Source organism: Brucella sp. NBRC 12953 (genome assembly GCF_040369775.1).
Lineage (GTDB): Bacteria > Pseudomonadota > Alphaproteobacteria > Rhizobiales > Rhizobiaceae > Brucella > Brucella pseudogrignonensis.
Window position 1 is genome coordinate 14,026 of record NZ_BAABSV010000011.1, and the last position, 19,109, is coordinate 33,134.

The window sequence follows — 19,109 nt, forward strand, 5'->3', positions numbered from 1 at the left end:
AGACACATGATTGTAAAACGATCATTGCACGCATTGAGACTGATGGGAGCAAGCCTGCTTCTCATGTCTGCAACGCTATCGGCGACCCACGCGCAGGCACCTGCGGACTATGGCAAGACCCATGAATTGGTGGTGGCGCTGCCTTATGCCTTGCAGACCCTTGATCCAGCCGTTGGGGGCAATTTGCGCGGCGATCTGAGCATCATCGCCTCAATCTATTCGCCACTGACGCGCCTTGATGGTGAAGGCAAACTGGTGGGTGTTCTGGCCAAGGACTGGAAACAGGAGTCGGATACGCGTTGGGTGTTCGATCTGCGCGACGACGTAGTTTTCTCCAACAATGTGCCATTTGATGCTCAAGTCGTTAAGTGGAACATCGAGCGCATCCTGTCGTCAGAAAAGCCAAGCTGGATCGTCTCGTCGATGAAGGCGGTTGATAAGGTTGAAGTCCTTTCACCGCATCAGGTTGCCTTTACGCTGAAAGCGCCCGACATTGAGTTTCCCAAACGGCTGGCAGGCATTTTCTATCTGGAACCTGAATGGGCCAAGTCACACAACCCAGCGATTGAGGCTCTTGGCACCGGCCCCTATAAGCTGGTGAGCTATAATCCAGAGGGCGAAGTTCGCCTTGAAGCCAATGAACATTACTTCGGCAAGGCAGCACCCTTCACCAAGGCGCAGTTCCGAGTTGTGGTCGATGCTGCAGCCAAGATTAACGGCCTGAAATCCGGCGAGATTGATGCCGCAGCGGTTATCGCTCCGCAGGATCTCGCACAGCTCGAAAGCAATGGTAATCTGGTGGCAGGTGCGCGCCCAAGTACGCGCGTACAGATCATCCGTTTCAACACCAATATCAAGCCGCTTGATGATGCGCGTGTGCGGCAGGCTTTGAACTACGCCATTGATAAGGAAGCTATTACCAAGGCGCTGTTCAAGGGATTGGTAAGCCCCGCCAACAGCCAGATCATCACCAGCTTTCATGAGGGCTATAACACAGACCTGAAGCCATGGCCTTATGATCCCGGGAAGGCCAAAGCGCTGCTTGCGGAAGCAGGCTATCCGGATGGCTTTGATGTCGAGATGGTGTTTGGCAAAGGCACCTATGTCGGTGGAGAGCAGGCAGCGCAGATTATCGCGGCCCAGCTGGCAGCGGTTGGTGTCCGAGCGCAGCTCAATATTCTGCCTGCCTCGTCCCATGCCGAGCGCGCGGCGTCTGACAAAGCCGCTGGCCTGACGTGGTTTGGTTACGCGGATACGGCAAGCATTGCAGCCGAAACACTGACCTATCTCGGCAGCACGCATTTTCAGACAATTGGACCCGTCCCAGCCGCCTTTGACGAAGCAGTGAAGCAGGCAAAAGGCGCACTCACCAAGGACGCCGAGCTTGCATCGGTCAAACGCGCGACCGAAGTGGCATCTGACGAAGCGCTTGCCGTCTTCCTTTGGGATCTGCCGCAAACCTATGCCTACAGCAACAAAGTCGTATGGGACATCCGCCGGGATGACTGGACGCTGCCATACGAAATCAAACCTGCTGAATAAGCGTCTCTTCCAACATACCGAATACAGGAAATACCTATGACCAGTGGTCTGACGAAATATATCCGACACAAGAGAAAGCTGCACGACGCACGAAAGGGACAGCCAGCAGGCACCGGCCAGCTTTCTGCCCGCGTTGTTGCCGAAGGACGCAGCGGTATCCGTCGTCTTTTCATTCGTGATTTTCAGATTATCACCGATGGATCGCCCGCTGGCGGTGGCTTTGATCTTGGTCCGGCCCCGGGTGAATTGCTGATCGGCGCCGTTGCTGGTTGCCTCAATCATGGCTTTCTTATTCAGGCATCCCTGCTCGATATCGAGATCGATGCGCTGGAAGTTGTCGCCGAAGCTGTGAGCAAGCCGGGACAAATCGGAACAGGCTCAAGCGAGCCAGTCGATCTGGAACTTCGCTACACCGCGAAAATCCAGTCTCCCGCTTCTGACGCTGAGCTGGAAGACCTGCGCCAGCGTGTTGAGCTTAACAGCTTTGTTTATAACGTCGTTACCCGCGGCGCTTCGATTGCAGGGCGTCTGGAAAGGATCACCGCATGACCATTCGAGTTATCGAAACAGATAAGGCAACTTCCGGCGGTCTGCGTTTCGCCACGCGAACGACCCCTGAGCCGGGTTACGGGGAAGTGCTTATCGATGTCACACACACCTCGCTGAATTTCGGTGAAACCCGGCGTGGTGCGCGCGGTCTTGAGGCTGATGGTACGGTTCTTGGATGGGATGCGTCTGGTGTGATTGTAGCCGTTGGCCCACAAACCAAAGCGCCTCCCATTGGAACATTAGTTGTCACACGCGCCCCACTTGGAGCCTGGGCTGAAAAGCGCATTGCACATGTTGAGGATATCGCGGTCATTCCGGAGGGTGTTGATCCGGCAGAAGCTGCAACTCTGCCGACGGCAGCTGTCACGGCGCTGGCGACCTTGCAGCTTGGTGGGCCTATTCTCGGCAAGACAGTTCTGATCACCGGTGCTTCTGGCGGTGTAGGCCGCTTTGCAATTCAGCTTGCACGGCTGGGTGGTGCGCGCGTCATCGCTTCTGTGGGATCTAAAGCCAGTGCAGCGGGTCTGACAGAACTTGGTGCGGACCTTGTCGTGACCAGCCTTGATGATGTGAAGGAAGGTATCGATCTGGTGATCGAGAGTGTCGGCGGGGCGCAGCTCGTTCAATCTTTCAAGCTTCTTAACCGGCATGGCAATGTGCAGAGCCTCGGCTGGGCTTCAGGCGAAGACGCAGTGTTTGGTCATCTCGGCACGGTTGGTCCGGTCGGGCGTCACATTCATGGCTTCCTGATTTCCGAGTATCGGGTGGGCTCTTATCTCACTGCACTGCTGCGATGGCTGGTTGAGGGCAAGCTCAAGACAGAAGTTAAGTGGCGCGGCGACTGGAACCAATTTGACCAGGCTGTAGCTGCCCTTCTTGACCGGCGTTTGCATGGTAAAGCTGTTTTGGATGTGAAACCATGAATGCACATGCCCAATCCTTCCGGCATACGCAATGGTTTGATCCGCCAATCGAGGCGGACATCCGGGCGCGTGTCGAGCAGGTGAAAACTGAGCTTGCGCCGCATGTGGTAGAGCGGGACCGTAAAGGTTCCGCCCCCATTGAGGAAGCATCGCTTCTTCGGCAGTCCGGTCTGGCAGCACTAACGGTTGATGATGGTCTGGCGTTGTTTCGTAATGCTAGAAGCCGCCGCGAAGCGATCGGTGCGCGCTGGCAACATGCGCTTTTTGCGATCCGAGAGATTTCACGCATCGATTTATCGAGTGCAGCACTTCTCGGCTATAATTACATGCATCTGCTGCGCATTGAGATTGCCGGGTGTGGGCCGGTCTTCTCAAAAGCCGTGGCAGATTCGTTGCAGACGCCGACGCTTTGGGGTGGTGCCAACAATCCAGGTGGTCCTGCCGCAGATCTTAAGCGGGTTGATGGCGGATATATTGCCAATGGCAGGAAAAGCTTCGCAACCGCTGCACAAACAGCTGACCGTTTGGTCGTCGGCGAAAGCTATCGCGCGCCCGATGGCCATGAGAAACGTTTGACGTTCGTTCTTGATGCGTCAACACCGGGCATTGTCCATGCTGATGACTGGGATGGCATTGGTGCGCGTCGCTCCGCTTCAGGCAGTCTGGTATTTGAAAATGTATTTATACCGGATGATGCGATTTTCAGCACATCGGCAGCCGATTCAACAAAGCGTCCCCTCAATGAATCGATAGGCTCGCTGGCCTTTCAGATCATGTTCGTCAATTTTCTCAATGGAACGGCGTTAGGGGCAATTGATACTGCATTGTCGCAATTGCACTTGCGCAAAAACGGCCAGAACACATCAGTGCCGGACTATATCGCCGATACAATTGGCAATTCTATCACCACAGCCAACGCATCTTTTGCGCTTTCAACTGTCGCCAACAAGGCGTTTGGCGAACTGGTTGCAGACATTGATGAGAACCGTCTGACACCGGAACGCCGTGGCGAGATTGCTGATCTCATATCACAGGCCAAGGTAGCTTCGGACGCAGCAGCGCTCTCAGTAACATCGCGCATTTTTGAAGCCGTTGGCGCGCGTTCCGCGACTTTGAAACAAGGGCTGGATCGCTATTGGCGTGATGCTCGCATCTACACGCTGCATGATCCTGTGGCTGTAAAAATACAGGAAATTGGCAGATATGCCGTTGATCTTGAGTTGGCGACGCCTTCGGCGAACAGTTGATTTTGTCAGCACTTATCTCATAAGTATCGTCCAGCTTTCAAAGCTGGACGGGCCTGTCAAGCAAAGAGCGAACTGATGGACATGATTGACGCAAAATCCACGCATCCGAAAGAACGCCGGAAAAAGGGAAGCTGGCGCTTCCTGTTCCGCTCGGACAGTGTTGCGCTCAATCTTGTTGCGACCGTCGCTGCTTCAAAAGACAGGGCCAAGGGGATTGACCGCTTTTCAGAGCCTTCACTGCTGGACAGATGGCTTTGTGAAGCGGAGTTACCACCGCTTGCCGGTTCTGTGACGGACGAGGAACTTGCAAAGACAAAGTCTTTGCGAGAGGCAATATTCAGGCTGGCGGATAATCGCATCAATCAAGGTGAGATATCGGTATCGGATATTGCTTTGATCAACGCTCATGCCCGTTCAGGTATGCCGGTTTTGCGTATCGCCTGTGATGGCTGCAGTACCGAGCCGCCTGATGCAGCCGAAATGAACGAAATTCTTGGCTTGATCGCGCGTGATGCGATCGACGTTTTCACCGGGCCATATCGCACGCGTATCAAGCAATGCGCGTCGCCACATTGTCATGTCATGTTCGTTGATAAATCACGGGCAGGTAATCGGGTTTGGTGTGCCATGTCTCCCTGTGGGGATCAGGCAAGTGCGCGCGCTTATCGAAAGCGAAAAGCGAAAGAGAGTGCATAGAGGCTGGGTCGAGACGAGCGATAAGCATGTTATCGCTGAGAAGCTGACGATTGTGGCTGCACCCAATTGTCTCGAGACGTTTAGCCCTTAGTGTTTCTGTTTTCGCATTCTCATGCCGCGCGGACAAAACATGCAAGATGCCGGTTGGTGTTTCGCTCGACAAGCGATGGCGGGGCTTCACGACATTCTGCGACAGCGAGAGGACATCTTGTCGAGAAGCCGCAGCCCTTTGGCGGGTTGGCCGGACTTGGCAGATCACCGCGCAATACAATACGCTTGCGTTGCCGTTGGGCGATTGGGTCAGGCAATGGAATGGCTGATATCAGTGCTTCAGTATAGGGATGTTCTGGACGATCAAAAACATCGGAGGTTTCGCCGGTTTCAACGATGCGCCCCAGATACATGACAGCTACGCGATCCGCGAAATGCCTTACAACTGAAAGATCGTGACTGATGAACAGATAGGACAGTCCAAATTGGCGCTGAAGATCGAGAAGCAGGTTGAGTATTTGCGAGCGGATGGAAACATCAAGCGCTGAAACAGGCTCATCCAAAATCATTAGTTTTGGGTTGAGCGCAAGCGCTCTGGCAATCACGATGCGCTGCCTTTGTCCGCCCGAAAAAGCGCCGGGTTTTCTCATTGCATGTTCCGGATGCAGCCCGACCAGCTTGAGCAGCTCGGCGACACGAGCGCGTTGCTCCGCCGCTGTCCCGATATTATGGATTGCAAGCGGTTCGGCAATGCTTTCGCCTATTGTGAGCTTTGGGTTCAGTGCCGATGCCGGATCCTGAAAGACGATCTGAATGTCGCGTGAAAGTCCGCGGATTGTTTCTGACAAGCCATGAGCAACCGGCTTTCCATCAAAACTGATATTGCCCGATGTCGCTTTCGTCATGCCGAGGATTGCAGTGCCGAGCGTGGACTTGCCACAGCCTGACTCACCAACAAGTGCAACGCTTTCCCCGCGTGCGATATTGAGACTGACCCCATCGACAGCTTTGACGAAGTTGACGGTGCGCCCTAGCAAGCCACCACGAATAGGATAATGAACTTTAAGATTGTCGACCGAAAGCAGTGTCTCGCTCATAGCAGCGCTCCCACTTGTTGCGAACGCCAGCAGGCAGCAGCACCAACATCAATTCGTGTTGAAAGCTTTGGAGCGACCTCATGACATTGATCTTCTGCAATGGGGCAACGCGGTGCAAAGCGACAGCCTTCAGGCCATGAACCGATATTGGGTACGATACCTTCAATCGTTCGCAAATGCGTTTTAGGTTCACCATCGAGACGCGGAATGGTCGAAAGCAAAAGCTTCGTATAAGGATGCTCTTGTCGTGCGAAGATCGCTTCGACCGGAGCTTGTTCGATGATGCGCCCCGCATACATCACTGCCACACGGTCTGCCATGTCCGCAACAACGCCCATATCGTGGGTGATGAGCAGTATCGCCGTTCCGGTCTCATCGCGGAGTTTTTTCATAAGGTCAAGGATCTGCGCCTGAATGGTAACGTCAAGCGCTGTCGTCGGCTCGTCGGCGATTAGAAGACGGGGGCGGCAGATCAAAGCCATAGCAATCATGGCACGCTGGCACATGCCGCCGGACAGCTCGAACGGATATTGCCCGAAACGAATTTCCGGCTCCGGAATGCCCACTTCTTCGAGCATGGCAATAGCAGCATGGCGGGCTGCTTTGCCGCTCAAGTTGCGATGCACGACGAGGCTTTCCTCTATCTGCCTGCCAATTTTCATCAGCGGGTTAAGTGAAGCAACGGGTTCCTGAAAAATCATCGCAAGATCATTGCCACGCAGGCCTCGCCGCGCTTTATCAGATATGCTGACCAGATCACTTTCGCCGAACCGAATGCTGCCGGATGCAATTTTAGCCACTTTGGGGAGTAAGCCCATCACGGAAAACGCAGTCAGGGATTTTCCGCAGCCGGACTCGCCTACAACGGACAGGATCTCTCCTTCGTTGACTTGAAAACTGACGCCATCCACGACCGGCTGATCTGCAATGTGAACGACAAGTTCATCAACTTTGAGCACAGGTTTTGTCATTCCGCCTCCGTACCCACGGCTGCCCAAGGACTGTAAGGATGCGCCATACCAATATTGTGGCCGTCTTCACGCATGACAACAGAAGGGATGGAGAAGTTCACCGGATAGAGTGTGTCTTCGATGATCTCGACAGGAAATTCTTCGCTCAGCCGTGTGGCAACATCCGCCTGTGCACGCTCGCTGACGCGAAGTTTTACACCGCTGGCATCTATCCGTGGCGCGTGCAGCGCTGCCTCCGGCGAAATGCCGAATACATCGATATATGACAATATCTGTGCCACAGCGGGCATAATCTGCCGCCCACCTGCAGCGCCGAGTGCCAAATGAGGTATGCCATCTTTACTGGCAATAATGGGGCACATATTGGCAAGGGGCTTCACGCCAGCTGCAATTGAGTTTGGCTGGCCGGGACGAGGGTCGAACCACATCATGCCATTGTTCATGAGAAGATCGAGTGACGGCGCGACGACCTTCGAACCAAAGCGCGATAATAACGTGTTGGTGAGTGAAACCATGCTGCCATCACGATCAACAACACTGATATGGGTAGTGCAGCTTTCTCCAGTGCTCCCGTGGCCAAGCGTTCTAAGCCGTTCTTCAGATGCGCGCCGAATGGCTCTTGCAAAGGCGAGCGCAGTTTTCCCCGAAAGTGCATTTTCTTGCGGTAGTGTCCTGTTGAGCTCTTCAAGAACGCGTGCAAGCGTAGGCCCTCCGGAAAGCCCCGGCATGGCGTGGACGGAGGAGTTGCGATAATCAATCGTCAGCGGCTTCTTCCACTCCGGCTGAAAGTCGCGCAGATCGTCGCTTTCAATGCGACTGCCACCAGCACGTAAATCGGTAATGAGAGTTTGGGCGATTTGACCTTCGTAGAAATCGCGTGCGCCTGCTTGTGCCAGCCGTTCCAGCATTGCAGCTTTTTTCGGCATAGGAATACTGCGCGGCGAGCCTGTTTCCGGCACACGAGGCGCACGGCCATTATCGAGAAAGAGCGCACTTGATGCAGGAAAGCGGTTTAAGCCTTCGCTATCGATAGCCAGACAAAGCGTGGTGAACCAGTCGATTTGCAATCCCCGTCGGGCATGGTCGATTGCTGGCTGCAGCGCATCGGCGAAGCTGATGGAACCAAAGCGTTCCAGTGCAGATGCGAGGCCCGCGATGGCGCCCGGCACACATATGGAGCTGTAACCTATAAGGTTCCGGTCTCCGACAACTTTGGGCCAGTTAAACCAATCGCCGTCACTGCCGGCTGCTACCGGATAATCGTTGGGGTCAAGACGGCTCGCGGACACCACGTTGAAATCAAGCGCGTCTACACTTCCGTCTTTGCCATCCGCACGCAGCAAAAAGCCGCCTCCACCAACACCGGAAAGCCATGGTTCAACGACACTCAAGGTAAGTGCTGTGGTTACTGCGGCATCCATGGCATTGCCGCCACGGCGTAAAACGGCGGCACCTGCTTCGGCGGCGAGCCAGTTCTGGCAGGTGACCATGCCGCCTTCGCTGCGGATTTGCTTTTTCTGGATTTCCCAGTTCTCAGCCATGCGTCTGTCCAAATCTGCGGTTTCCGATAGCGTCGGGTATTTTCGCCCCGACAGCAAAGCGCCCTGCATTGGCGGACGAAGCATGGTGCGCTGCTATCTCTTTCGCCGTGGCAACCCACGCGTCTGACTGGCCGGTGATCTTATCCAGCAGTTCCTCCAGAAGAGCGATGCGTTGCGCCCGACCCGAAATCCAGTCATGCACGGTCAGCGTAAACAATCCGCCAAAGCGGTGCAGGGTGCGCCATTCGGAAATCCAGTCTTGCAATATTGCCTGTCCGGATTGAAACGGCCACTTGTCGCGTCCGCCACCTTCAAACTTGAAGAAAATGGCGTCATCGGTTGCCCACTGCACCGGAATTTCCGTAACACCATCGATCTCATAGGGATGGTCAAAGCCGGAGAGCGAGGAGTCATAAGCCAATCCCGCACGCTTGATCTCACGCAGCATATGCGGCGTAATTTCCCATGCGGGCGAACGAAAGCCGACCGGCTTCTTGCCGGTTTGTTTGACGAATAGTTCTATGCTTGCTTCCAGCGCGCCGGTGAATTCCGCATCTGATGCGTCGGCAACGATTTCATGAAAATAGCCATGCAGGCCAACCTCGTGCCCGGCTTCAACGAGGGCAGGCAGGATTTCCGGATTGGTTTCTGCGGTTAGCCCAGGAACGTAGAAGCTCGCTTTGACGTTATAACGAGCAAAAAGGTCAATCAGTCGATAAAGCCCTGTGCGTGGTCCGAAGTTACGGATTTCCAGCGTCGCAAGTCGATCAGGAAGGCCGTCGCGGTGCGCCCACATGAACGGCACCTGCGCATCCACATCAACTGACAGAAGCGTTGCAGATTGTTTTCCGGCTGGCCATTGATAGCTGGGCCAAGGTGATTTGATGTTTAGCCTGTCGGTCATAGCGCCTTCTTCTTTTGCTGGAATACGGCGAGGGAGCCGATGGAGTTGCCGCCATCGACCGTCAATGTAGCGCCGGTGACATAGGCGGCGGCCGACGATGTGACATAAAGAACAGCGGACGCCACATCAGGAGCGGACGATGCGCGTCCAAGCGGGATCGATGCAGTGACGGTCTTCACATGCTCATCGGATAAGGAGCTGACATCGCTTCCGGCTGCAAAGCCTGGTTCCACGGCATTGACGCGAATGCCATATTCAGCAAGCTCAAGAGCGAAACCTTTTGTGAGGCGGTCGAGAGCGGTTTTAGAGGTGCAATAAGGAACGGCTGTAGTCCGCATCTTGCGTGCGGCACCTGACGAGATGTTAACGATGGAACCGGCGGTTTGTGTTTCAACCATCTGTTTTGCGAAAAGCTGTGACAGCAGAAATGGCGCGCGCAGATTGACGCCCATGATGCGATCCCAGTCTTCCAGCGAAATATCAAGCAGGAACCCTGACGGATATATGCCCGCATTGTTGACGAGAATATCCGGTGCGTCCCAGCGTGCCGCAACTGCGTCTGCAAAGCTGGTGATCGAAGCCGCATCGGTAAGGTCTGAGATGATGCTGAAATGGCCGTCGCCGGGAAGTTCCGCGACGCGTGCATCAAGCTTTGACTGATCCTGATCAGTAAGGCAGAGGATTGCGCCTTCCTTTGCAAAAGCTTTGGCAATCCATCCGCCAATTATGCCACCAGCGCCAGTAACGATAACTTTTTTGCCTTGGAATTCATTCTCAAAATTCACGGACAAAACTCCTATCTGCCGCGCGGATCGAGCCGGTCGCGGACATGATCGCCGATGAGGTTGATGGAAAGGACGAGCAGGAACAAAGCGAGGCCTGGAAATGTCGCTATCCACCACGCAGAGGCGACATAGTTGCGTCCGGTTGAAAGCATCGCGCCCCAGCTTGCCGTTGGTGGCTGCACGCCTAATCCAAGAAAGGATAGTCCGGCTTCAAACAGCACCATCAGCCCGAACTCGAGTGTAGCAACGACAATAAGCGCGCCTGCGATATTGGGCAGAATGTGCCGCCACAAGAGACGAAACCAGCCTGCACCCATGAAACGAGACAGGCGGACATAAGGCATGTTTGCAATTGAAAGCGTCTGTCCATATGCAACACGCGCATAACGCGGCCAGCGTGTGAGCGCGAGTACGATAACGACATTGGCAAGGCTCGGCCCCAGAATGGCCACGGTGATGATTGCCAGAAGAATGGCGGGAACTGACAGAACCATGTCCACCAGCCGCATAATGATGGTTTCAGTCCAGCCACGATAAAATGCAGCCAGCATACCCAGAATACTTCCCAGAATGCCCGAAAGCACGACTGAGGAAACAGCAACCAGTAGCGAAATACGCGCGCCATAAATCAGGCGGCTTAAAACATCGCGGCCCAGTTCATCGGAGCCAAGATAATAAACGATACCACGGCTTTCAAAACCCGGCGCCTTGAGGCGAGCCAGGAGGTTCTGCTTGTTTGGATCCATGGGAGCAAACAAGGGCGCAAAAATTGCGATCAGGAGCAAGAGAACCAAGATCGCGAGAAAAGGGGAAACCGTGAGCGGTAGCTTTTTCGACCATTTGGCAAATGTACCGGATGATGAAGTGAGGGACGTCATGCCTTACCTCCCATCCGAATGCGCGGGTCGATGATACTGTAAAGCACATCGGCAACAAGATTGAGTGCAATTGCGGTGACCGCGCCCAGCAGAACAACCCCTTGAACAAGCATGAAATCCCGCGCGGCGATTGCCTGTACGGTCAATTGTCCGAGACCCGGCCAGGCGAAAACAGTTTCGACAATCACAGCTCCGGCCAGAAGATTGGCAATTTCGAGTGCTGCGACAGTCACGACTGGAATGGAAGCGTTGCGCAACAAATGACGAATAACGATGCGCGTTATTGGAACGCCCTTGGCATGAGCGGTGCGCACATAATCTTTTTCCAGTTCATCGAGAACTGCTGTACGCGCTACGCGAGCAAATGTTGCCATCGACAAAAGCCCAAGCGCAATGGACGGCATAATCAGGCTTGGCCAGTCACGGGCACCTGAAGGCGGCAACCATCCAAGCCAGACCGCGAAGACCATGATCATCAGGATCGCGCTCCAGAATGTCGGCATGGATTGCCCGGCCAACACAAAGCCCATAATGGCTTTTGATTCAGCCCGTCCCCGACGTACAGCCATGATAACGCCAAGCGGAATACCGAGGCCAATCGCCACGAGAAGAGCGCCTCCGGCAAGCATGAGAGTGTAGGGCAGGCGGCTTGCTATAAGTGTCCAGACCGACACATTTTGCACGTAGGAACGACCAAGATCGAAAGTCAGCAGACCGCGCAAATATTCGAGGTATTGAATGGCGAGCGGGCGATCAAAGCCAAGTGCCGAGCGCATAGCTTCAATATCGGCCTGTGTCGCATTCTGTGGAACAAGCAGCAGAACGGGATCGCCTGCGAGACGTTGTAGAAAGAAAATGAGCGTCATGACGCCGAGAATGGCGATCAAAGCCTGCACAATGCGGGTCACAAAAAAGGCTGGCACGCGTCTATAGTTCCCTTGTTATTTTTATTTAGAGCCGGCGCATGACTGCGCCGGCCTTTGGCTTTTTAGTCCTGCCAGCTCATGCGGTTCAGGAAGAGGCTTTCATTTGCGGTTGGTTTCCACTGAAGCTGCTTTGCCGCGCCATAAATAATCGCAGCCTGATAAAGCGGCACGAGTGGGACTTCCTGGGCAACAAACGTGCTGACGGTCTTGTAGTTTTCAAGGCGGGTCTTTTCGTCCAGAGTGCCGCGTGCGGCTTCCAGTGCCTTGTTGATCTCAGGATTGTTCGTCGACGACCATGAACTTGAAGAATGCAGCAACGGGAAAAGCACGCCGTCTGCATCCTGACAGGCGCAGGACCAGCGGCCAAAAGCGATAGCGGGCTGGCTTTTGGGTTCACTCTGCGCGCTTTTCAGATAGGTCGCCATATCGGTCATTTCGATGTTAACGGTAAGTCCCGTTTCACCGACCATCTGTGCCACTGCCTGCACAATGCGCTGGTCGAAAGTGGGGGCCGTGGCGAAGCTTACTGCCTTGCCGGTCGCACCTGCATCCTTGATGAGTTGTTTTGCTTTATCGAGATCGTAGGCATAGCCTTCAATGCCTTCGACATAGCCGAAATGCGATGGCGTCACCATCTGGGCAACAGGTTGATCGACACCACCCAGAAGACCCTCAGTAATTGCTTCCTTATCGATTGCGCGCGCTACGGCCTCGCGGACGCGTTTATCATCGAAAGGCGGAAGATTTGGATTAAGCTTCACATAGCCGACGCGTTCGGTCAAAACAGAGAGCGGTTTGGCGTTTGCGGAGCCTTCGATCTGTGCTGCGAGATCGGCATCAAGACCAACTGCCAAATCGGTAGTGCCGGATTGCAGATTGGCAATTCGGGTTGCCGCATCGGGGACCGCGCGGAATTCGGCGGTTTTGAATGCGCCCTTGTCACCCCAGTAATCGTCATTGCGTTCCAGTGCAACGGATACGCCACGTTGCCAATTTACAAATTTATATGGGCCGGAGCCAACAGGTGCGGCATTGAAAGCATCGTCGCCTTTGGCTTCCACGATTTTTTCCGGAACGATGGAAAGTTTCACGAGCTGGGCGAGGAGCGCCGGATAAGCACCGTCGGTTTTGACGGTTACCTCATGCTCCCCCGTTGCTTCTGCCGATACGATCTTGTTGAACTGGCCGAGCTGCGGGCTGGCAAAAGCCGGGTTGATGATACGATTGATGCTGAAGGCAACATCCTTCGCTGTCAGCGGAGAGCCATCGTGAAATTTCACATCATTGCGTAGCTTGAAGACAATTTCCGTATCGGAATTGTATTTCCATTCGGTAGCAATCTGCGGAGCGATTTCACCCGCATCGCTGCGTGTCACCAGATTGTCGAAAATGTTGCGATAAACGTAGTAGCTGTCCGGGTTCCATTGCTTGTGTGGATCAAGCGATGACGGTTCGTTCACAAGGTCAATAACTAGCTGATCCTTGGCAAAAGCCGTGGTCATTGCAAGCGGTGAACAGGCCAGAATGAGGCCTGCAATGGCGGAACGGATCGAACGGCTGACTACTTTCATATTTATAATGCCCCTGGTTTGTCCAAATGCGGTTCTGGACGAGATTGCTTCTCAATTTTGTTTTTGCCCGCGGTGCGGCGGGCAGGTTTTGCGCCGACCATTGCTTCTGATTCAAGAAAGCGGTCGAGGAGATATGTTTCGAGTGCCGTGTTGGCAGCGCCAAACAGATCCAGAGCTTCACTCTTTCGCCCTTCGATAATCGCACTGATTAACAGTGATCGATTGGCGGGGATTAGTTTCACTCGGCCTGTCTTTTCAAAGAAATTGACCAGTCGTACCGCACGATCCCAAAGATCGGTCAGCCAGCCGGAAACGATCGGCATGTTGAGACGGGTAGCAAGAAGCTCCAATATTTCACGTTCGTAGCGGCGGATTGTCGGAAGAATGTCGCCGCCAAGTTCATTGCGTTGCGTTAGCGCAAGATGCATTTCACCGAGCGCATTCAGCCGCTGGATGGAGGTCTCATCCAACACAGCCGCGAAAAGGAGTGGCTCCAAGTGCCGTCTTGCTGCGCTCAGTTCACGGATTTCACCTGCAGAAATTGGTGTGACGACCCAACCGCTGCGCGCTGAGGACGATACCAATCCACTTGCTTTAAGACGTGCGAGCGCTGCGCGAAGTGCTCCGCGTCCAAGCGCAAATTCGGTTGCAAGTGCAGATTCCGACAGCCGTTCACCCGGTGCCAGAACACAGTTCACAATCGCACTTCGCAGCGCCTTTTCCGCCAAATCTCCCTTGCCTTCAAGCGATATGGGAGACGTATAGGCATCATTATCCAACATTTATAACTGACCTCTCAGTTTTATATTTTGAAATCTCTTTTATCTATTTTAAAGGGCATATTTTCTGTTCCTGATCGCTTAAGTGAAGAAATTATCTCCATATCGCGCTCCGAAAGAAACAGTGTCATGTTGCCTTCACTATTCCTATAAATCAACCATTTCTCTTTAAAGTGAAAAAATGAAATGACATTTTTCTATTGCGCGCAGATTTAGAAAATACACCGGTTGCGGCAATTTCTATAAGGTGACAGTATCAAATATTAATATTGCAAATAATAAAACTGAGATGTCAAAATGGCTCTTTGATTTGCAATTAGCTTTCCGTAGTCATGATAATCGGGGAAACCTTAGGGGAGATAATTTGATGCGCTTTAGAAACGCACTCTTCGCCGCGCTGCTTGCCGCGACAGCTCTGGCGGCTTTGCCGCAAAATGCTGGTGCCAAGGATTTGTTGGCGGTGGATTTCATAGCAGAGCCAAGCTCGCTTGACCCGCATGTGCAGTGGAACACCGATAGCTTTAATGTTTATCGCAATATCTTCGATAACCTTCTCACCCGTGATGACAAGGGGGAAATCGCCCCGCAAATCGCAACGGAGTGGAAATATTTATCCGATGCAGAAATAGAGTTTAAAATCCGCGATGATGTAAAATTTCATGACGGAAAGCCGCTAACTGCTGAGGACGTTGCCTTCAGCATCAAGCGCATTATTGATCCGGCCTTCGCAAGTCCGCAGATTGGTCAGTTCAACCAGATCAATGACGCTGTAGCTAAAGATGGTACGACCGTTGTCGTCACCACAAAGGGTCCTTATCCTGTACTGCTTGCACAGTTGACCAAGCTTTCCATCGTGCCAAAGCATGTGGTTGAGACAGTCAGCAAGGATGAGTTTAACATTAAGCCCGTGGGCTCTGGTCCTTATAAGCTTGAAAACTGGAATCGCGGTGTCGAAGTACTGCTTGCGCGCAATGATGATTATTGGGGCAAGAAGGGTGAATTTCCTAAAGTTGCATTTCGTGCCGTGCCGGATGGTTCAACCCGTATCGCAAACTTGCAGGCCGGAACGACCGATCTTGTCAGTAATCTCGATAATGATCTAGCGGCACAGCTCGAAGCCTCGGGTCAAGGGAACGTTCTGCCAGTTCGTGGTGAACGCATTGCCTTTTTCTCGCTCAACATCAATAAAGCGCCGCTTAATGATCCGCGTATTCGCCTGGCTATCGCTCATGCGATTGATAAACAGGGCATCGTTGAAGGTATTCTCGGTGGCTATGACGCACCACTCGATGAGTTGACCTCTCCCGTTTCATTCGGCTTTGTCGAAGGCATCAAAGCACCGGACTACAATCCTGAAAAGGCCAAAGAGCTTGTGGCCGAAGTGGGTGATGCGGCAAAAACTGAGATCACACTACTCACGACACCAACATACGATCAGCGTGTGGTGCAGGCAATTCAGCAGATGCTTAACGAGGTCGGTCTGAATGTAAAAATCGTTACCACCGATATGGGCAACTGGATGCAACAGATGCAATCAGGCGCCGATACAATTCCATCGGCCGCGTTTGGTCGCTGGAGCTGTGGTTGTCAGGATGCTGATGGTACGCTTTATCCGCTCTTGCACTCGTCCAGCAGCTGGTCGACCATTAAAGATGACCGTTTGGACAAGGCACTTGATGAAGCAAGAAACGTCATCAATCCTGAGCGACGCCTTGAACTCTATAAGTCTGTGCATGAGATAGTGGCTGCAGAAAACTATATTATTCCGCTCTATCAGGCATCGGTGATTTATGGTGCAGCCAAGAGTGTGGAGTTTACCCCGCTACCAAATGAGAACCTCTTCCTGAACCGCGTTGGCTGGTCGGAGAAATAAGTCAGATTAAGAAACGGTAAAAGCCGGGCACATATGTAGTCCGGCTTTTACCGTTTCCAAGTTTCACCTCAGGAACACAATGCAGTGATTACAATTCTCGAAAATGCCAATGTCGTTGACGTTGAAAACGGTATCATTCTCGCCGACCAGTACCTCGTACTGGAAAACGGTTTTATTCGCGAACTTAGCGAAGCCAAACCATCGCATTCAGATGCAAAACGGATTGATCTCAAAGGCTCTTACGTTATTCCGGGTCTCATTGATGCCCATGTTCATGTTACAGCCTACACTGCCAATCTGGGTGAACTGCCTCGTCAGTCTCCAATGTATGTGGCTGCGCGTGCAGCGAAGGTGCTTGATGGAATGCTTTCGCGGGGTTTTACGACTGTACGGGATGTCGGGGGGGCAGAATTTGGTCTTGCGCAATCTGTTGAAGAAAGACTGATTTCAGGGCCAAGGCTTCTTTATGGTGGCAAGGCGCTTTCCGCGAGTGGTGGTCATGGCGACCATCGATCCATGGGTGTAGATCGGTCCGATGAAACCTATGCTCAAGTGAGCCTTGGTCGACGTTGCGATGGAGTTGATGACGTTCGCCGAGCCGCGCGAGATGAAATTAGACGCGGCGCCCACCATATCAAAATCATGGCAAATGGAGGCATATCTTCGCCAACTGACCGCATCACATCAGATCAGTTTTCAGAAGAAGAGATTGCGGCCATTGTCGATGAGGCCAACATGGCCAATCTCTACGTGGTGTCGCATACCTATACCGCTCGTTCTGTTGCGCGTGCTGTGCGCAATGGCGTCCGCTCAATTGAGCATGGCAATCTTTTGGACGAAGAGACGGTCGCACTTATGAAAGGAGCCGGAAGTTATCTGACACCGACGCTTTCCTGCTTTCGTGCGCTTGCCGAAGTGGGTGCGGAGAGTGGCTTTCCAAAAGACCGAATGGACAAGATCAAGCTGGTGCTCGATTCCGGGCTTCATGCAGTCGAACTTGCTTACCGCGCGGGCGTGCCCATGGCTTATGGTACAGATCTCATCGGCCCGATGCATTCTCGACAGCTGCACGAGTTTGAATTGCGTGCTGACGTAGTCCCGCCGCTCGATCTGTTGCGGGCTGCAACAAGCACTGCAGCAGAACTCGTGCGCCTCGAACATGAAATCGGACACGTTAAGGAAAATTACCGCGCCGACCTCAATATTCTCTCAGCCAATCCGCTTGATAAGGGGGTTCTGGAGAGTTTTGCCGATCATCTGCAGCTCGTCATCCAAGGCGGCGCAGTCGTCAAAAGCTACCTTTCATAGCTTTCGAAATGCTATCTCGCATTCTTCTGTAACCTGACTATCCCATTCGTTTTTATCGAGTGGGGCGAGTGGAAGAATGCGGGTCGCCCGTTTGGTGAAAGGAAACTTGGTGGCATTTGTCGAAGCAAAGCCGCCACTATCGACCACAAATACACCTTGCTCAGCCAGTGGAGTAAAGGATGTGCGGAAATGGTTGCTCGATTTGACGTGAATAATCGCCTTGCTTTCGAGATTGATGCCCATACTACGGAAAGCCTGGGTATCATATGCCTGAATGCGTTCTGTAACGATTACGATATGGCCGCCATCGCGAATACGAAGGACCGCTCCTAAACCGCCTTCCAGCAGTTCACCATGCAGATTTGCGCCTTCATTGCGGTAGCGAACCTCCATAACGCGCTCCACAAATGCATCCACGATAAATGGTTCGCCGTTCTGCAAACGCCCCATGGCAACCCTGCCGCGATTGCCTTCGCCAATCAGCTGAGCATCCAGAACCGCCTTGCCATCAACCATGAAACCTGCAGCAAAGGGTAGATCCTGCGCTGCTAAACTGGCGAAAACATTGGCGACATTAGCTACCCCACCCGACCCAGGGTTATCGCCTGCGTCGCCAATGACGACGCGGCCTTTGACTGCGCGCGCATAGATCTCTGCTGCTGCTTCTTCAAATGAAGGTGCCGGGCGAGTGATTGCTTCTCGCTGTTGCCATATGACTTCGGCCATGTCGCGATAGGCCTGTTTCATAGCTTCTTCGTTGTTGCCTGTGACGAGAACCGAGCTTCCAACATCATCGGAATCCACATAAGGGAAACCACCCATCACGACGACATCGGCCAGCCCGTCTCGAAGCTCAATTTCGTTAGAAAGCGCAACGAGGCTTTTGAAGGGCTCTGCGTCACTGGTTTGAGCGCTCATGGGGGCCGCTACTGGTAAACGGAAGCGTCGCGTGCGCCAGGCGGTGGGATCAAGTGTCAACTGCATCAATTTTTTTCCGCGCGCATGTGTGTCGGCGTGCGGATAGAGCTTGCCGCCGATAACGACGTCAACAACCTGTGGCAACATTGGCTCGACATTGGCATGAAAATCGAGCGGAACCGCTATGCGGACATCAGGCCCGACGATTTTACGTACTTTGCGTGCAAGATCAGTTTCAGGTGTGGCTAGACCTTCAACGACCAAAGCCCCATGCAGCAACAGTGCTACAACATCGATCGGACCATTGGCGGAAATATGTTCCAGCGACCGAATGATTTCAGCCACGATCCGGTGGTAACTTTCTGCTTCAAGCGTTCCGCCGGGCAGGCACCCTGTACATACGCCATAAGCAATCTCGTAACCGGCTTCATCAAGCGCTTCAGTTACTCCGCCAAGCCAATTGCTGGTCGAGCCGAATTCACGCCTTACATCTTCGCCCTGAAAATATTGCGCTGATAGGAAGCCGTCATAGTTTGCTTTGACCGGTGTGAATGCATTGGCTTCGTGAAAGAGCTGTATAACGGCAGCACGGGGCATCGGCTTTCCTTTA

General features: G+C 53.3%; 17 protein-coding genes. 7 read left to right on the plus strand and 10 right to left on the minus strand.

All coding sequences use genetic code 11. From position 1 onward, the window contains the following. Window positions 1-6: 6 nt before the first annotated feature. From ABWV94_RS20800 to ABWV94_RS20820, 5 genes are all read left to right on the plus strand, one after another. Entirely contained in the window at window positions 7-1,542 is a 1,536-nt protein-coding gene (locus tag ABWV94_RS20800; RefSeq protein WP_113497397.1) for an ABC transporter substrate-binding protein, read from the plus strand. Between the two features lie 36 nt (window positions 1,543-1,578). Further along, the gene (locus ABWV94_RS20805; protein ID WP_100557910.1) at window positions 1,579-2,091 is read left to right on the plus strand and encodes an OsmC family protein; all 513 of its coding nucleotides are present in this window, start codon (window positions 1,579-1,581) and stop codon (window positions 2,089-2,091) included. After that, a complete protein-coding gene (locus ABWV94_RS20810) occupies window positions 2,088-3,014 on the plus strand; it encodes a zinc-binding dehydrogenase (RefSeq protein WP_113497400.1) in 927 nt (308 codons plus the stop codon). Before ABWV94_RS20805 ends, ABWV94_RS20810 begins: the two co-directional genes overlap by 4 nt. Further along, on the plus strand, window positions 3,011-4,261 hold the full coding sequence (locus ABWV94_RS20815) for an acyl-CoA dehydrogenase family protein (protein ID WP_113497402.1): 1,251 nt from the start codon (window positions 3,011-3,013) through the stop codon (window positions 4,259-4,261). Before ABWV94_RS20810 ends, ABWV94_RS20815 begins: the two co-directional genes overlap by 4 nt. 75 nt (window positions 4,262-4,336) lie before the next feature. Beyond that, a complete protein-coding gene (locus ABWV94_RS20820; RefSeq protein WP_353415220.1) occupies window positions 4,337-4,957 on the plus strand; it encodes a CGNR zinc finger domain-containing protein in 621 nt (206 codons plus the stop codon). 110 nt (window positions 4,958-5,067) lie between these two features. Here ABWV94_RS20820 and ABWV94_RS20825 read toward each other — a convergent pair whose 3' ends face one another. From ABWV94_RS20825 to ABWV94_RS20865, 9 genes are all read right to left on the minus strand, one after another. After that, entirely contained in the window at window positions 5,068-6,045 is a 978-nt protein-coding gene (locus ABWV94_RS20825; RefSeq protein ID WP_007880166.1) for an ABC transporter ATP-binding protein, read from the minus strand. Next, window positions 6,042-7,016: an ABC transporter ATP-binding protein gene (locus ABWV94_RS20830; protein ID WP_113159048.1), complete on the minus strand. Its 975-nt coding sequence runs from the start codon at window positions 7,014-7,016 to the stop codon at window positions 6,042-6,044. The genes ABWV94_RS20825 and ABWV94_RS20830 overlap by 4 nt, the downstream gene beginning before the upstream one ends. Continuing rightward, entirely contained in the window at window positions 7,013-8,557 is a 1,545-nt protein-coding gene (locus ABWV94_RS20835; protein ID WP_353415221.1) for a gamma-glutamyltransferase family protein, read from the minus strand. The genes ABWV94_RS20830 and ABWV94_RS20835 overlap by 4 nt, the downstream gene beginning before the upstream one ends. Continuing rightward, window positions 8,550-9,461 carry a polysaccharide deacetylase family protein gene (locus ABWV94_RS20840; RefSeq protein WP_353415222.1) on the minus strand — a complete coding sequence of 304 codons (912 nt, stop codon included), beginning with the start codon at window positions 9,459-9,461 and terminating at the stop codon, window positions 8,550-8,552. Before ABWV94_RS20840 ends, ABWV94_RS20835 begins: the two co-directional genes overlap by 8 nt. Next, on the minus strand, window positions 9,458-10,246 hold the full coding sequence (locus ABWV94_RS20845; protein WP_353415223.1) for an SDR family NAD(P)-dependent oxidoreductase: 789 nt from the start codon (window positions 10,244-10,246) through the stop codon (window positions 9,458-9,460). The genes ABWV94_RS20840 and ABWV94_RS20845 overlap by 4 nt, the downstream gene beginning before the upstream one ends. 11 nt (window positions 10,247-10,257) lie before the next feature. Further along, entirely contained in the window at window positions 10,258-11,124 is an 867-nt protein-coding gene (locus tag ABWV94_RS20850) for an ABC transporter permease (protein WP_007880156.1), read from the minus strand. Next, window positions 11,121-12,047, minus strand: a complete 927-nt coding sequence (locus ABWV94_RS20855) for an ABC transporter permease (protein WP_353415224.1) — start codon at window positions 12,045-12,047, stop codon at window positions 11,121-11,123. Before ABWV94_RS20855 ends, ABWV94_RS20850 begins: the two co-directional genes overlap by 4 nt. Before the next feature lie 65 nt (window positions 12,048-12,112). Next, window positions 12,113-13,621, minus strand: a complete 1,509-nt coding sequence (locus ABWV94_RS20860) for an ABC transporter substrate-binding protein (protein ID WP_353415225.1) — start codon at window positions 13,619-13,621, stop codon at window positions 12,113-12,115. A gap of 2 nt (window positions 13,622-13,623) precedes the next feature. Continuing rightward, a complete protein-coding gene (locus ABWV94_RS20865; protein ID WP_353415226.1) occupies window positions 13,624-14,403 on the minus strand; it encodes a GntR family transcriptional regulator in 780 nt (259 codons plus the stop codon). Between the two features lie 364 nt (window positions 14,404-14,767). On the opposite strand from ABWV94_RS20865, the gene ABWV94_RS20870 reads away from it, so the two are divergent. Both ABWV94_RS20870 and ABWV94_RS20875 read left to right on the plus strand, forming a co-directional pair. Beyond that, window positions 14,768-16,273: an ABC transporter substrate-binding protein gene (locus tag ABWV94_RS20870; protein ID WP_353415227.1), complete on the plus strand. Its 1,506-nt coding sequence runs from the start codon at window positions 14,768-14,770 to the stop codon at window positions 16,271-16,273. An 84-nt stretch (window positions 16,274-16,357) separates the two neighbouring features. Then, entirely contained in the window at window positions 16,358-17,581 is a 1,224-nt protein-coding gene (locus ABWV94_RS20875; RefSeq protein ID WP_353415228.1) for a metal-dependent hydrolase family protein, read from the plus strand. Here the strand turns inward: ABWV94_RS20875 and ABWV94_RS20880 are convergent. Further along, window positions 17,576-19,096, minus strand: coding sequence for a M81 family metallopeptidase (locus ABWV94_RS20880; RefSeq protein WP_353415229.1), 1,521 nt, complete (start codon window positions 19,094-19,096; stop codon window positions 17,576-17,578). The two genes, ABWV94_RS20875 and ABWV94_RS20880, sit on opposite strands and share 6 nt — an antisense overlap. Between the last annotated feature and the right edge of the window lie 13 nt (window positions 19,097-19,109).

Coding starts and splice junctions, on each gene's coding strand:
- ABWV94_RS20800 (WP_113497397.1), top strand. CDS start 7: ATGATTGTAAAACGATCATTGCACGCATTGAGACTGATGGGAGCAAGC.
- ABWV94_RS20805 (WP_100557910.1), top strand. CDS start 1,579: ATGACCAGTGGTCTGACGAAATATATCCGACACAAGAGAAAGCTGCAC.
- ABWV94_RS20810 (WP_113497400.1), top strand. CDS start 2,088: ATGACCATTCGAGTTATCGAAACAGATAAGGCAACTTCCGGCGGTCTG.
- ABWV94_RS20815 (WP_113497402.1), top strand. CDS start 3,011: ATGAATGCACATGCCCAATCCTTCCGGCATACGCAATGGTTTGATCCG.
- ABWV94_RS20820 (WP_353415220.1), top strand. CDS start 4,337: ATGGACATGATTGACGCAAAATCCACGCATCCGAAAGAACGCCGGAAA.
- ABWV94_RS20825 (WP_007880166.1), bottom strand. CDS start 6,045: ATGAGCGAGACACTGCTTTCGGTCGACAATCTTAAAGTTCATTATCCT.
- ABWV94_RS20830 (WP_113159048.1), bottom strand. CDS start 7,016: ATGACAAAACCTGTGCTCAAAGTTGATGAACTTGTCGTTCACATTGCA.
- ABWV94_RS20835 (WP_353415221.1), bottom strand. CDS start 8,557: ATGGCTGAGAACTGGGAAATCCAGAAAAAGCAAATCCGCAGCGAAGGC.
- ABWV94_RS20840 (WP_353415222.1), bottom strand. CDS start 9,461: ATGACCGACAGGCTAAACATCAAATCACCTTGGCCCAGCTATCAATGG.
- ABWV94_RS20850 (WP_007880156.1), bottom strand. CDS start 11,124: ATGACGTCCCTCACTTCATCATCCGGTACATTTGCCAAATGGTCGAAA.
- ABWV94_RS20860 (WP_353415225.1), bottom strand. CDS start 13,621: ATGAAAGTAGTCAGCCGTTCGATCCGTTCCGCCATTGCAGGCCTCATT.
- ABWV94_RS20865 (WP_353415226.1), bottom strand. CDS start 14,403: ATGTTGGATAATGATGCCTATACGTCTCCCATATCGCTTGAAGGCAAG.
- ABWV94_RS20870 (WP_353415227.1), top strand. CDS start 14,768: ATGCGCTTTAGAAACGCACTCTTCGCCGCGCTGCTTGCCGCGACAGCT.
- ABWV94_RS20880 (WP_353415229.1), bottom strand. CDS start 19,096: ATGCCCCGTGCTGCCGTTATACAGCTCTTTCACGAAGCCAATGCATTC.